The 13,444-nt window shown below is 69.4% G+C and carries 13 protein-coding genes; 3 read left to right on the forward strand and 10 right to left on the reverse strand.

What is annotated here, in order from left to right; translation table 11 throughout:
* Positions 1–63 precede the first annotated feature (63 nt).
* The 6 genes from ACMCNK_RS19985 to ACMCNK_RS20010 all read right to left on the reverse strand — a co-directional run bounded on the left by ACMCNK_RS19985 (position 64) and on the right by ACMCNK_RS20010 (position 6,154).
* Positions 64–909 carry a helix-turn-helix transcriptional regulator gene (locus tag ACMCNK_RS19985; RefSeq protein ID WP_412737916.1) on the reverse strand — a complete coding sequence of 282 codons (846 nt, stop codon included), beginning with the start codon at positions 907–909 and terminating at the stop codon, positions 64–66.
* A gap of 414 nt (positions 910–1,323) precedes the next feature.
* Positions 1,324–2,325 (reverse strand): zinc-dependent alcohol dehydrogenase family protein, encoded by a 1,002-nt coding sequence (locus ACMCNK_RS19990; protein WP_412737917.1) that lies wholly within the window; start codon positions 2,323–2,325, stop codon positions 1,324–1,326.
* On the reverse strand, positions 2,322–3,041 hold the full coding sequence (locus ACMCNK_RS19995; protein WP_412737918.1) for an HAD family hydrolase: 720 nt from the start codon (positions 3,039–3,041) through the stop codon (positions 2,322–2,324). Before ACMCNK_RS19995 ends, ACMCNK_RS19990 begins: the two co-directional genes overlap by 4 nt.
* A gap of 5 nt (positions 3,042–3,046) precedes the next feature.
* Positions 3,047–3,871: a carboxymuconolactone decarboxylase family protein gene (locus ACMCNK_RS20000; RefSeq protein WP_412737919.1), complete on the reverse strand. Its 825-nt coding sequence runs from the start codon at positions 3,869–3,871 to the stop codon at positions 3,047–3,049.
* Entirely contained in the window at positions 3,871–4,686 is an 816-nt protein-coding gene (locus tag ACMCNK_RS20005) for an AfsA-related hotdog domain-containing protein (protein WP_412737920.1), read from the reverse strand. Before ACMCNK_RS20005 ends, ACMCNK_RS20000 begins: the two co-directional genes overlap by 1 nt.
* Positions 4,687–4,726: 40 nt before the next feature.
* On the reverse strand, positions 4,727–6,154 hold the full coding sequence (locus tag ACMCNK_RS20010; RefSeq protein WP_412737921.1) for a hypothetical protein: 1,428 nt from the start codon (positions 6,152–6,154) through the stop codon (positions 4,727–4,729).
* Positions 6,155–6,668: 514 nt separating this feature from the next.
* Between ACMCNK_RS20010 and ACMCNK_RS20015 the strand changes: the two genes are divergently transcribed.
* Positions 6,669–8,270, forward strand: coding sequence for a diguanylate cyclase (locus ACMCNK_RS20015; protein WP_412737922.1), 1,602 nt, complete (start codon positions 6,669–6,671; stop codon positions 8,268–8,270).
* A 17-nt stretch (positions 8,271–8,287) separates the two neighbouring features.
* Here the strand turns inward: ACMCNK_RS20015 and ACMCNK_RS20020 are convergent, their stop codons facing one another.
* The 3 genes from ACMCNK_RS20020 to ACMCNK_RS20030 form a co-directional block, all read right to left on the reverse strand.
* Positions 8,288–9,259: an AraC family transcriptional regulator gene (locus ACMCNK_RS20020; RefSeq protein WP_412737923.1), complete on the reverse strand. Its 972-nt coding sequence runs from the start codon at positions 9,257–9,259 to the stop codon at positions 8,288–8,290.
* Between the two features lie 57 nt (positions 9,260–9,316).
* Positions 9,317–10,936, reverse strand: coding sequence for a methyl-accepting chemotaxis protein (locus ACMCNK_RS20025; protein WP_412737924.1), 1,620 nt, complete (start codon positions 10,934–10,936; stop codon positions 9,317–9,319).
* Positions 10,937–11,033: 97 nt separating this feature from the next.
* Positions 11,034–11,816 carry a PH domain-containing protein gene (locus tag ACMCNK_RS20030; protein ID WP_412737925.1) on the reverse strand — a complete coding sequence of 261 codons (783 nt, stop codon included), beginning with the start codon at positions 11,814–11,816 and terminating at the stop codon, positions 11,034–11,036.
* Positions 11,817–12,035: 219 nt separating this feature from the next.
* Here ACMCNK_RS20030 and ACMCNK_RS20035 point away from each other — a divergent pair, with 219 nt between their 5' ends.
* A complete protein-coding gene (locus ACMCNK_RS20035) occupies positions 12,036–12,380 on the forward strand; it encodes an STAS domain-containing protein (RefSeq protein WP_412737926.1) in 345 nt (114 codons plus the stop codon).
* Positions 12,381–12,417: 37 nt separating this feature from the next.
* Here ACMCNK_RS20035 and pyrE read toward each other — a convergent pair whose 3' ends face one another.
* The gene (gene pyrE / locus ACMCNK_RS20040; RefSeq protein WP_412737927.1) at positions 12,418–12,945 is read right to left on the reverse strand and encodes an orotate phosphoribosyltransferase; all 528 of its coding nucleotides are present in this window, start codon (positions 12,943–12,945) and stop codon (positions 12,418–12,420) included.
* A gap of 152 nt (positions 12,946–13,097) precedes the next feature.
* Between pyrE and ACMCNK_RS20045 the strand changes: the two genes are divergently transcribed.
* Positions 13,098–13,394, forward strand: a complete 297-nt coding sequence (locus ACMCNK_RS20045) for a hypothetical protein (protein ID WP_412737928.1) — start codon at positions 13,098–13,100, stop codon at positions 13,392–13,394.
* The last annotated feature ends 50 nt before the right edge of the window (positions 13,395–13,444 follow it).

Consider the following 13,444-nt stretch of genomic DNA (forward strand, 5'->3'; position numbering starts at 1 on the left):
CGTCAGGGCTCGTTGGGAAGTCTGTCGCGGCGTTTCAGCGTCGTCGAGGTTTCTGGCTGGTGCTCATTGCACCCCGCTGACCAGCAGGGGCTGTTCGTCTCGGGCGCGCTGCGCGACCAGCTCGGCGAATCGGTCCGCGAGCGGAGTGCCGGGCGGGAACTGGTAGACCATGAGCGTGTCGTGCGTGTCGGCGACCTCCATCTTCACCTGGGTCAGTTCGAGCGGGCCCAGGATCGGGTGCGTGATCGTCGCCGCCGAGGGGATCGACGGCACCAGTTCCCGCTGCTCCCAGAACGCGCGGAATTCCGGGCTCGCCCGGCGCAGCCCGTCGACCAGCTCGGTGAATTCGGGCTGCACCAGCCGGTCCGCCGCATGCGTACGGAACATCGCCACCATCCGCGCCGCCTTCGTCTCCCAATTCGGGAAGTACTCCCGCAGTTCCGGATGGAACGTGAGCAGCAGGCTGTTGCGCTGCTCCTCGGGCAGCGACTCGAACGGCGGGAAGAGCGCGCAGAAACCTTGGTTCCACGCGAGGATGTCGAGGCGCGAGTTCACGATCAGTGCCGGCAGCGGATCCAGGTGCTCCAGCAGCATCAGGTACTGCGGGGAAACCCGGTCGGGCCGCCGGGCCCGGTCCGACGCCGGCGGCAGCTCTCCTGCCAGCCGGAACAGGTGCGCCGTTTCGGTGTGGTCCAGGCGCAGTGCGTCCGCGATGCTCGCGAGCACCTGACGGGACACGCGGATCCGGCGGCCCTGTTCCAGCCACGTGTACCAGGTGACGCTGACGCCGGCCAGCGCCGACAGTTCTTCGCGGCGCAGGCCGGGCGTACGCCGGCGACCGTACGTGTGCCGGACCCCGGCGCTGGTCGGATCGAGCCTGTTGCGCCGGCTCCGGAGAAAGGCTGCCAATTCCCGACGACGACGTTCTTCTGTTTCCATGAGCCCCCGCTAATCCGTCGAATCAGCTTCGGGGGCCCGGCCGGATCCCTCCGTTCCCCCGACGGCCGATCGTCCGATTGCGAGTGCGCTCGGACGACCGGCCGAGAATTCGCCGGGTGGCCGACTCACGAGACGGCGTGCGTACCGCGGAGGCGGGTCGCACTACGCGAAGCCCGCCTCAGCCCCCGTACGGCAAGCGCGTCCCGCCTCGTCGACGGCCCGGCTGATACCACTATCGCCGTCCGGAGCGGACGTCACCATCCCTGCCACGACCTGACAATCTCCGGGCGAGGCAGCGCCGCTGAGCAGCACAGATACGGGGGTGCGGGCATTTCTTACCCAACTCGACCGAGCAGATCAACCCAGTCGCCGGGGTTTCCGCGCTCAGTCCGCCTCCAGCACCACCTTGCCGACGTGAGCTCGGGACTGCAGATACCCGAACGCCGCGACGACGTCGTCGAACGCGAACCGCTTGTCGATCACCGGGCGCAGGCCGTGGCGTCCGACCGCCCGCGTCATGTCCTCGAAGGTGTCCCGGCTGGCGTTGGTGATGCCGCGCAGGGTGAGTTGCTTCGCGAGCACCAGCAGCGGGTCCACACCGGCCCCGTGGGCCAGCACCCCGATGACGCTGATGTGGCCGCCCACGCGGGCCGCGATCATCGACTGGCCGAGCGTGCCCGAGCCGCCGACATCGACCACGTGGTCCACCCCGCCCGACGCCCGCTCGGCGGCCGCCACCCCCCACTCGGGGGTCTTCTCGTAGTTGATGAGATCGGTGGCGCCCACGGCGCCGAGCCGGTCGAGCTTCTCGTCGGAGCTGGACGTGGCGATGACCCCGGCACCGCCGAGCGCAGCGAACTGCACCGCGAACACGGAGACTCCGCCGCTGCCGAGGGTGAGCACGCTCTGGCCGGGCGTCAGGCGACCTTCCTCGACGACCGCGCGCCACGCGGTGACCCCGGCACTGGGCAGTGTCGCGGCCTCGGCGAAGTCGAGGTGCGCCGGCACGGCTGCCACGGCGTCCTCGTGGAACGTGACGTACTCGGCGAGCACGCCGTCGACCGACCCGCCGAGATCGTCGGCGGTCTTGTCGGGGGTGCCGGGACCCGATGTCCACCGGGGAAAGTACATCCCGACCACGCGGTCGCCCGGCGACCAGCGGACGACGTCCGCGCCGACCTGCACGACCTCGCCCGCCCCGTCGGACAGCGCCACCACGTCGGCCTTCAACGCCCGCGGATAGTGGCCTGCCGCGATCATCAGGTCCCGGAAGTTGACCGACCATCCGCGCATGCGGACCAGGATCTCCTCGGGACCGGGCTGCGGGACGTCGCCCTGCCGCTGGATCAGCCCGGCGCCGGGCTCCGGCAGACAGAAGTACTTCATGGTTGCTCCAAGCCTTGCGACGGGAACGGTCTCCAGTGCTGCGCTGCGGCGAGTTCGTCGTCGACGCGCGACAGGAGCTCGGGAGTGATCTCGCCGACGGAACCGACGACGTGCCGCACACCGGCCTCCCGGAGGAAGCGGCGTTGGCGGCCGTGCGCGGGTCCGGCGGGTACGCCGATGAATCCCGTCCCGTGCCGCCGGGCCGCCTCGGCGACCCGGCTCACGTCGTCGATGAACACTGCCTCGTCGAACTCGCAGCCGATGACCTCCCGGACGATCCACTCGATGCCCGGTCGGTGCTCGTTGACACTCACATATGGAACCGCGGGATCGAAAAGCTCAACAAGGTGCCCCAAGTACCTGTCGAATGTGTGTTCGCGCGTGCGCCCTCCGTAACAGACCACCCGGACGTCGAGCTTCTGCAGCGACGCCAGGAACTCAGGGGCCCCGTCGCTGACCCGGATGGGGTGCTCGCGAAGGTACTCCGCACGCTCCGCCCAGATCTCCGCCAGCGTGTCGGCGACCGGCTGGTCGAGCCCGCACAACCGCGCAACGAGGTCCGCCACGACCACGTCCTGCAGGCCGACGATCGTCCGCTCGGCCTGCTCGTCGTAGACGCCCCCGCGCCTGGTGACAAACCGTTCGAGTACGGCCAGGTACGTGTCGTCGATGAGTACGCCGTCGCAGTCGACCGCCACCAGGCGGATCTTGCGCAACGCCGTCACTCGATCGTGCCCCGCTCCGCGAACACCTCGCGGGCCACGCCGATCGCGTTGAGCGCGGCCGGGAAACCGCAGTAGAACGCCACGTGCAGCAGCGTCTCGACGACCTCCTGCCGGGTGCCGCCGACGTTGAGCAGACCGTGGACGTGCACCTTGAGCTGAGGAAGTGCCGAACCCAGCGCCGTGCACGCCGCGACCGTGACGATCTCGCGATCCTTCAGACCCAGGTACGGCCGGGGGTAGATCTCGCCGAACGTGAACTCGACGATGTACCGGGCCAGGTCCGGCGCGATGTCCTGCAGCGAGTCCAGGACCTTCCGGCCCGCTTCCCCGTCCACCTGCTCCAGGAAGGCCAGGCCGCGTTCGTACCGGTCCCGGCCGTCGGACGGCTGCGCGTGCTCGTCGGACTCCGACGGGTCCGGCGTGCTCTCGACGCCGCCGAACGCCTCCCGCACCGCGGCGAGGGCGTTCAGCGTTGCCGGGAAACCGGCGAACGAGCTGACTTGGATGATCGCCTCGACGATCTGTTGCCGGCTGCATCCCACGTTCAGCGCGGCCGTGGCGTGGAACTTCAGTTGCTGGGACGCGTACCCGAGGGCGGTGAGCGCCCCGACGGTGGCCAGCTGGCGGGCCTGCAGGGTCAGCCCCGGCCGGTGGTACACGTTGCCGTAGATGAAGCCGACGCATTCTTCGCCGAAGGCGCCCGCCTCCACGCTGGCGAACAGGTCGAGCACCGCGGGACGCTCCACCCCTCCCAGCTTTTGGATCAGGCTCAAGCCCCGGTCGAAATCGGATTCGACGCCCGCCCCACGAATGTCGACCATCACACCTCTCCTTTCGGTTGCCCATGCAATTGCGAAGCCGCGGCGCGCGCCGCCCGACGACTTTCCAGAAGACCGATCCGATCCTGCCGGACCATGGAGTAGTCGATTTCGGCTGACGCCACGAGGTCGCCGTACTGCCACACCGAGGTGACCGCGCGGAAGCGCAGATTGGTTTCCTTCCGCAGATCGGCCTCGACAATTTCGGAGTCCACGGTCGCGGGCAGAGCGAAGAGGAAGCCCTCGAAACTCAGATTCATTCGCCGCCATATGCCGAGGTATTCGACCTGCGCCAGTTCGGGCCGGTACGCGGTTTCGAACTGCGCGATGCAGATCTGGCGCATCGCTTCGATGACCACCATTCCAGGCACATGACGTGCGGTCTGGTGATCCAGGACGAATTCGTTGTCCCGGTGGATTCTCAACGCGGCCGTACAATGCGCCGAAGACGAATTGGTGAGCGCGGAGAGCAGCACGTTCTCCGGTCGGTTCTTGTGCACCACGCCCGGTGGCACCGCCGCCTCGTCCGGCAGCACCGAGTCGGCCTGCACAATCGCTCCGGCGGATCCGAGCGCGTCCCGGTCCGCACGATCGACCCCCTGCCCGGTGTGGACGACACACTGCCACCCGGGCTCGGTCGCGGCACCGGCACGCAGCGCCGTCAAGAGCTCCGACACCGTGTACACCTGCGCGCCGTCGGCGAAGGACGCGAATCGGTCCGCCACCACGATGAGGTGCCGGGATGAGCCGTCCGTACGCGGCGTCCGCGGGGGCGGCACGGCCGGTCGCGTCACGCCCGATGACTTTTCGATCTGCATGCGAAGCAACTTCTTCCCCCGTTTGTCGTGCGACCCCACATCACTGTGGAATCGACTTCTGCACACCCAGCAGCGCATCGGCCAGGCCGTGTGCGATCGTCGAACCGCGCCAGCGTGGCGCGTCGAGCTCCCTGGTCAGGACCTTCAGCATTGCTCTGACCATGTCCGGCTGCGGGCCGAGATCCGCCGACACGAACGGGGCGAGGTCGTCGGCTGCGGCGTCGAGTTCGCCGAGCCGCAGATGAGCCCGTCCCGTGTCGATCATGATCATCGGTTCCATCGCCTCCCATCGGTGTTCGACCGGCATCCCGTCGTACGCCTGCCGGGCGTTCTGCAACTCCGCCAGTCCCCGGCCGGCCTGGCCCACGGAAAGCAGCGACGTCCCGGCCATGTAGTGCCGCCGGTCCTTGCTGATGTTGAAGAACCGGTCCTCGCAGGTGTCCGTCGAATCCGCGTCCTCGATACGCGCCCAACGCTCGACGGCATCCAGGGTCTGGCGCTCGGCCTGGATGCTCGCCCACCCCCGGGCCTCCGCCAGGATGAGCGGCGCGTCGGTGATGCGCTTGCCGACGCGGTATCCCAGCCCGTCCCGGGCCAGCCGCGCCGATTCCGCGCCGTTCCCTGCCCAGTACTCCACACGGGACTGGGTGGTGCGGACCCAACGACGGGCGAGGAAGTCGTCGGCGTACTGGCCGTAGAGCCACGCGGCGGAGTTGAGCTCCTGCGCGGCGCCGTAGTTGCCCAGGTCGGCGCTGATCCACGCCATCATCGCGCTGGACTTCGCACTCAACAGGTACAACTCTTTGGTCTGTTTGGGCCGCTGGCGTCCCTTCAACAGCGTCACCGCCCGCTCCCGGATCACGGAGAGCTGGCGGAGGATGGACACCGGCAGGGTGCCGACGTACGCGTTGCCCAGATAGTTCAGGTCTGACCAGAGGTCGTCCAGCTGGGCGTTGTCGACGTTCGTCGCGGTCAGCGCGAGCGCCTCGGCGAGCGGCGTCAGGGGCTCGCCGTCGGGTGCCGGGCGTGCCGTGTCCGCAGCCGGCGGTGGTGGCGGCGCCTCCCCGGTCATTCCGTGATATGCGGCGAGGTCGTCGGGGGGCAGCCGGTCCAGATCGGACAGATCGAGAAGGGCCTTCCAGGTGGTGCCGTACACCTGAGCCAGGATGCGCAGCGCCGCCAGCGTGGGCCGGACACCCCGGTCGGGCCACTGCTCGTACTCCCAGATCCGCGAGCCCCGCATCCCCGCACGCAGGCCGCCGTTCACCGAGTTGTACCTCTGCGCGGCCAGGTCGAGCGACATCTCGCGCGCCGATCGCCATGCGGTGCGGGGTCGGATCCGGCATTCCGCGATCAGGTGCTCCGCGACCCGGGCCGCGATCTCCTCGGCAGGAAATCCCAGTGCGCTCAGTCGATCGCGCAGTTGCGCACGGTAGGCCTTACTCCCCGGCTTCGCCTGCCGGCTCATCGTTCATCCAACAATTCCGGGTGCCGGTGCGACCAGAGTGTCAAAACGATTCCACCTGATCAAATTGGAGTGAGCTCTTCGTGAGGCGCTTTGGAAGGAGCAGCCGATCGGCGAAGGCACAACGTCTTCGTTGAGGCCACTACCTGCACCGATTGGCATGACGTTTCTATTTCGACCGCGGTCCGCCGATTTCTGGGAAGTGCCCGACAATCACGGTTCCGGGGCCGGGCGCCGACTCAGAATGCGAGGTGATATTCGAGGACCTGGGAGGATGAGATCACTACGGATGGGACACTTCGACGGAAAACAATATCGCGGCTCGCGCAAGACTGTCAAAACTATGTGATCCGTGTCATCGGGGCATCGAGGGGACACTGCCGACAACGATGTCTGAAGATGATCCTACCGCCGTACTCGGGCAGAGTGTCCGATCTCTCGCCGTCCCTACCGGGGTCAACTCCTACAGCACGTCCGGCCTTCGCCGATGGGGAAGCGAACGGACTGGGGGTGAACCTTGAATCGCAGCGCGATCAGCGCCGACCGGCTGTCTGCGGCCCTGCTGGAGATCGAAGACTCCATCGTGTGGGACTTCGAGACGGGCCTGGCCGCGGCGGTGGAGCTCGAACGGCAGGCCGAGGGGCTGGGCGACGAGTTGCTCGTCGCGCGTGCCCGCCTGTGCCGGGCCAACCTGCTCATGCGCACCGGCGACATCGCCCCGGCCGCCCGGCAGGTCTACGAGATCCACGAGTGGGCCATCGCGCACGGCGACCGCCGGTTGCAGTCCCGGTCCCACCTGGCCTGCGCGAACGTCGAGCGGCTGTTCGGCGACCTGGCCAAGAACCTCGAACACACCCTGAGCGCCGTCGAACTGCTCGACGAGACCGCCACCCCGTTCATGCAGGTGTGGCACCGCACCAAGCTGGCCGACGCGCTCTCCATCAGCGGCGCGATGGACGCGGCCCGCCCGCGTTACCGCCAGGCCGAGGAACTGGCCCGCGAGCTGGGCATGCCGCAGCGGCTGGCGATCCTGCTCAACAACTGGGCGTACGCCGAGCTCGCCGCCGGCGAGTTCGCCCTCGCCCGGGAGGTAGCCGGCCGCCTGCAGGAGCACGCCGCCGCACACGGCATCGACCTGGACCCCACCGCGCTGGACACGATCGGCGCGATCCAGATCGGGAACGGCCAGTACGCGGAGGCCGAGCAGACGATGCTGACGTGCATCGCCCTGCACGACGCCGGGCAGTGCGACGCCGCCGACGACCTCGCCGACTACTTCCTCACCCTGGCCCGGGCCCAGCGTGGCCTCGGCTCCACCGACCAGGCCCAGGAGAACCTGAACGCCTCCCGGACGCTGTGCACCGAGCGTGATCTGCACGAGGTTCTGGTCCGCGTGTACCAGGAGCAGGCCGAGCTGCACTCCGCCCGCGGGGAGCACGCGGAGGCGTTCGAGATGTACAAGACGTTCCACGCCGCCCACGAGAGCCTGCGCTCGAAGCAGCGCGAGGCGCACGCCCAGGCCCGGCAGGCCATCTTCGAGACCGCCGAGGCGCGCGAGGAGGCCGAACGCTTCCGCGAGCAGGCCCGCCGCGACCCGCTGACCGGCCTGCGCAACCGCCGGTACGTCGACGAGGAACTGCCCGGCCTGATCGCCGCCGATCCCGACCTCACGGTCGCCATCGTCGACCTCGACTACTTCAAGCGGATCAACGACCAGCTCTCCCACGACGTCGGCGACCAGGTACTCGTCCAGGTCGCGAAGCTGCTGGAGACGGAACTGGCCGTCGCCGTACCGGACGGGTTCGCGGCCCGGCTGGGCGGCGAGGAGTTCCTGATGGTCCTGCCGCGCACCGCGGTGGCCGCCGCGACCGAACGGCTCGACGGCATCCGGCAGGCCGTCCGCTCGTACGCCTGGCCGCAGATCACCGGCGCGCTGCCCGTCACGATCAGCATCGGCGTGGCCGGCGTGCACGAGGCACCGGATCTCAGCCAGCCGGCCCTGCTGTCCACAGCGGACCGGAACCTGTACATCGCCAAGCGAGCCGGACGTGACCGGGTGGTATCCGGCAAGGCCCGCGAAGCCCACAAGCGCACCTACCGCGACCTCGACGCCGCCTGATCCGCTGACGTTGCGGGTCAGCGGTGCAGGGTGTCCGACGGTACGCACCCGTACACCGCGCGGTAGTAGGCCGCGAAGCGGCCCAGGTGGGCGAACCCCCACCGGTGCGCGACCGCGGCCACGCCGGTCTGGGCCGGGTCGGCCGTACGCAGCTCGTCATGGGCGCAGGCCAGCCGGACCTGCCGGAGATAGCCCATCGGCGACGTGCCCACCTGGTCGCTGAACCCCTGCTGCAGGGTCCGGACGCTGACTCCGGCATTGCCGGCCAGGGTGCTCAGGGTGAACGGCTGGGCCGGATCGGCGTGGATCGCATCGATGGCGCGGCGTACCGGCGCGGACCGGTGCGCCGAGGCCGGCCGGTGCAGTGCCTCCCGCTCGGGGTGGTCGGCGGACATCAGTAGCCCGCGCATCACCGCGTCGACCAGCGGCTGCATCACCAGCGGGTGCGCGGCCAGGCCGTCCGGATTGGTGATCTCCGCGGTGAGGGTGTGCACGAGTCGCGCCCAGCTGCGCCCCGCCGCGTCGGTCAGGTCCATGCTGGGGCCGAGCTTGATCGGCCCGGTGAGAGCTCGGCCCAGGAGCGCCGACAGGTTCGCCTCCAAGGCGGGCGGGTCGACCATCACCGTGTACGTCAGGGAGGCGTCGGATGCGTGGGCGAGGATGTCGCCCCCCGGCTGGAACACCGCTGCGGTGGCCGTACTGATGGTGACCTCGGTCCCGCGGTGATGCGAGCGCAACTGCCCGAACCCGGCGAATCCGACGGTGTACCCCCGCAGGTCGGGCACGGCGACCCGCATCGCGACGTTGTGGAACGCCCGGTTGACGCGCAGCGGGCCGAAGCTGAGCTGCTCGTACCGGCACCGGTACGGCCGCTGGTCGGACAGCGCCGCGATGGAGAGCGGCAGCAGCGCTTTTTGGATCTTCGCCCGGGCCTCATCCACGTCCGACGCCTCGAAGGAGTCGAACACTACAGTGGACGCCGGCTGCATCCGCCGATTATCGGCCCCGGGGCAGCGGCAAACCAGGGCGCCGGAGCGGGGCCGGGGTCACACGGTGAACTGGCCGACCAGGGTGTGCAACTCACCCGCCAGACGCGACAGCTCCTCCGCCGTACGATTCGCCTCCGACACCCCCACCGTCGTACTCTGCGCCACCTCCGCCACCCCAGCAATCGTCTCCGTAATCGACGACGTCCCCACCGCAGCCTGCGCCACATTCCGACCGATCTCACTCGTCGTCGCCGTCTGCTCCTCCACCGCCGACGCAATCGTGTCCGAATACGAATTGATCCGCTCAATCACCGCAGCAATCTCCCCGATCGCCGCCACCGCCGCACCCGTATCCGACTGAATCGCCGCAATACGCGACGAAATCTCCTCCGTCGCCTTCGCCGTCTCCTGCGCCAAATCCTTCACCTCCGACGCCACCACCGCGAAACCCTTACCCGCCTCACCCGCCCGCGCCGCCTCAATCGTCGCGTTCAACGCCAACAAATTCGTCTGCTCCGCAATCGACGTAATCACCTTCACAATCTTGCCCACCTCACCCGACGACACCCCCAACTTCGCCACCGTCGCATTCGCCGCCGCAGCCACACCCACCGCACCCCGCGCAATCCCCGCCGCATCCGTCGCACTACCCGCAATCTCCCGGATCGACGCCGTCATCTCCTCCGCCGCCACCGCCACCGTGTCCACATTCGCCGACACCTGCACCGCCGCCGCCGACACCAACTCCGCCCGCGAACTCGCCGACTCCGCATCCATCGCCATCTGCGCACTCACCGACGCCATCTGCTGCGCCGACCCCGCCAAACTCCGCGAACTCCCCCCGATCCGCCCAATCGTCGCCCGCAACGTCCCCGCAGCCCGATCCAACTCCCCCGCCATCACACCGATCTCATCACCCGCATCCACATCCGCCTTCACCGTCAAATCACCATCCGCAATCGACCGGATCACCGCCGACAACCCGCGTACCCGACGGGCCACGCCACGGGCCACGAGCATGCCGAAGACGCCTGCCAGCGCCATGCCGACCACGAGGATCGCGACCGTGATGGTCCGCGCGGTGGCGTACCGGGCGTGTGCCTCCGCGGCGGCCGCGGTCGCGGCGGCGTTCTCCTCCGCGATGAGCTGGTTGAACTGGGCCATGGCCGCGTCGGCGACGGGAGTGAGGGACTTGTCGCGGATCTGGCCGACGTCGAGCTGGTTGCGGCTGGCCGGGATGAAGTCGGTGTCGCGCACCGTGCGGTACCGCTGCCACGCCGCCACCAGCAGGTCGAGCTTGGCACTGTCGACGGTCGACTTCCGGTACGTGGCCACGTCCTTGTTGAACGTGATGTCGCCGGCCTTCATCGCCTGCTCGTACTGGGTCATCGCGCCGTTGGTCTCGGACAGCGCGTGATTCAGCACGATCGAGCGCATGTCGCCGATGTCCACCGCGATCTTCCCGAGCTGCTGGCTCGGCACCACACTGTTCGCGTACAGGTCCTGCGCCATCCCGCTCAGCCGCGCCATCTGCACGATCGCGAAGATCCCGACGCCGCCGCCGACCACGGCCAGCACCACCACGACCATAAGGATCTTGGTGTACATGGGCCGGTTGAGGATCCAGCGCGTCAACGCGCCGGGGCGCTTAGCGGGCTTCTGGGCGACGGCAGTCATGAGCCAAGACCTCACCGGGGGATAAAGAACAGGTGTCACCCAGCTCAATCGGCACGGGCACCCTGTTCATGACCAAATGAGGCGGTCGTCGCAGCGGCTATGCCCCGCTTCGGCCGAGCGCCTGCTGCAGAGTCCGGTGCCCCTCCACCGTGCCGATGCCGGCCCGGTGCCCGGGGTGCGCCACGTAGAAGTTGATCACCTCGGCCAGGTAGCCGGGGTCGATCTCCTCGAGGTCGAGCCTCCCGCGGTCGCGGATCACGCCGCGGCGGAGTACCAGGCCCGGCTGGGCGTAGCGGAGCCGTACGGCGGCCGGGCGGTCGCGGTCGCGGACGTCCTCGGCCGGGTGGAAGGCGCCGGGCGGCACGACCGAGGTCACGGGCGGTCGCGCCCGGCGGCTGGTGAGGCGGGCGGCGGCGACCGCGGTCCACGGCACGAACAAGGTGCCGAACAATCGCCGGTGGTGTAGTCCCTCGGGGTTCAGCACCACTTCATGACCGTCCCATGCGTGCCATAGGTGCGACCCCACCACGACCACGGACATACCGCCGATGCCGATCCCCCACGGCAGGGCGCCGGGCTCTTGCAGCTGGTGAACGAAGGATCCTAGCCAGAGCAGCTGCGCGACCACCCGCAGGGCCGGGGCACCGTACGCGGGTGGGCTGAACGTCCGGCGCTCAGGGCGCACCACGAACCGGGCCGGCCGTTCACGGCGGTCCGTCACCACCTGGAGCAGTACCACGACGAGCCAGGCGAGGGCAGCGATCCAGATCCGGCGCGGCGCCGACACCGTCATCCAGGCGAGGGCGACGGCCGCGACCACACCCCCGATCACGACCGCGCGCCGGTGCCGCGCGGCGGCGTCGAGGAGGGCAGCGATCACCCGCAAGAACGTACGAGGGGACGGCGTCGCAGGTCAGTGGCTGGTTGGCCATGGATCTATGCCACCCGGGCCACGCCCGGCCCCGAACCTCGGACCGACCACGAGAGCAGGCGTCCATGTCCCACGTCTGGGTGACGACTCCGGGACGCACGGTGGTCACTGGGGCAGGATGGAGCTCTCCGCGCGGTTGTCGAGGTGGGCTGATCGGGAGGCAGCGGGATGACGAGCCCGTTTGAAGTGCATACGCACGACGACGGTGACGGGGTCGCCCGGCTCGCGGTCCGCGGGGAGGTCGACAGCGACGTCAGCGCGACGCTCGCCGCGGTCATCGCCACCGCCGCCGGCGAGAGTGGGGTGACCGGGCTCGTCATCGACCTGCGGCACGTGTCGCTGCTCGCCGCGGCCGGGGTCCGGGCGCTGCTGGAGGGGCAGGTCGCGGCGGCTCGCCACGGGTGCACGTTCCGCGTGGTGAACAGCCAGGGGATCGTCCACCAGGTGCTGGGCGTCGTCGGCGTGATCGATCTGCTCGACGTCACCAGCCCGCCCGTGCAGGCCCGCCGCTAGGCGACCGGACCCACGCGGGCGGCGTCCGGAGTCGGCGTCAGGCGGCTGCAGCTTCGAGGTCCGCGCGGGTGAGCAGGGCGCGCAGCGTGATGCCGGCCTGGGCGAGGGCTTCGACTCCGCCTTCCTGGCGGTCGATGACGCACACCGCGTGGTCGACGTGGGCGCCCAGCTTGCGCAGCTCCTCGGTGGAGATCACCACCTGGCCACCGGAGGTGACGACGTCCTCGACGACCAGGACCCGCCGGCCCGCGACCTCGGCACCCTCGGCCAGCCGGGCGGTGCCGTACGCCTTGGCCTGCTTGCGGACGAACGCGCACGGCAGCTTGGCGTGGCGGCCGAGCGCGGTGACCACGGCGATGCCGCCCATCTCGAGGCCGGCGATCACCTCGGTGCCCTCGGGGATGAGGACGGCGAGGCGTTCAGCGAGACGGTCGAGCAGCTCGGGGTCGGCCTCGAACTGATACTTGTCGAAGTATTCCGTGGCGGTCCGGCCGGAGCGCAGGAGGAATTCGCCGGTCAACCGGCTGACGTCGCGTACCTGCCGGGCAAGGTCGGTGTCGGTCACAAGGTGACAGCCTGACAGGCAGGGCGGGTGGGGGTGCAGCCGGGGCCGCTGGACGGTCACCCGAAGGCGTACTTGCTCCGAAGCGCCCTTGCACCTTGTCCTGTTTAGAGTAATTTGCGACCCATAGACGATGAGGCCCTGAGAGGAGTGTCGTGACCCCCTTCGCGTTGCTGTTCGTCATCGCCCTCGCCGGGTCGTCGTGTTTCGCGCTCGGCCGTGCACTGGGTCGCGGCGAACGGTACGAGAAGGGCTACCGCGACGGCTTCCGGGACGGCGAGACCGGCTCACTGGCCCGCGCGGCCCGGCTGATCCAGCTCAACAGCCGCCCCGCCGTCGCCCCGCCCCTCGAATCGCTCGTGCTGCCCCACCCGGTGCCGCACCAGCTCCCGCCACGCAGCGTCGGGCCGGCCGTCGTCGGCGTCCCGGCCCGCCCGCAGCTCGCCCTCTGAGGCCCCGGCGCCGGTCCCGCAGCGCCCGGTCGCCCGCAGGCCCGGTCGCC

The sequence above is a fragment of the Krasilnikovia sp. MM14-A1259 genome, from assembly GCF_047159535.1.
GTDB lineage: Bacteria > Actinomycetota > Actinomycetes > Mycobacteriales > Micromonosporaceae > Actinoplanes.